Annotated in this window: 1 pseudogene; it reads left to right on the top strand. The window is 33.7% G+C overall.

The window, feature by feature from the left end:
- A pseudogene (locus IDG65_RS14540) lies at positions 1 to 131 on the top strand (DUF1542 domain-containing protein); the annotation flags it as partial.
- Between the last annotated feature and the right edge of the window lie 118 nt (positions 132 to 249).

Below are 249 nucleotides of genomic sequence, written 5' to 3'. Positions count from 1 at the left end.
ATGCGACTGATGAAGAAAAACAAGTTGCTTTAAATCAATTAGCGAATAATGAAAAACGTGCATTACAAAACATCGATCAAGCAATAGCGAATAATGATGTGAAACGTGTTGAATCAAATGGTATTGCATCGAGTTGGTTATTATTACTTTCATCAATGTTATCCAACGCTGCACGTTTGCGTCTAACTTTCGGTTTAATTTGTTCGATTGCCTTAATCGTTTGATTTCTAACATCATTTACAGCTACAT

This window comes from Staphylococcus sp. EG-SA-17, from assembly GCF_017151845.1.
GTDB classification, from domain to species: domain Bacteria; phylum Bacillota; class Bacilli; order Staphylococcales; family Staphylococcaceae; genus Staphylococcus; species Staphylococcus aureus.
Note: the sequence above shows the minus strand (reverse complement) of the source record. Positions and strands in the feature narration are given on the sequence as shown.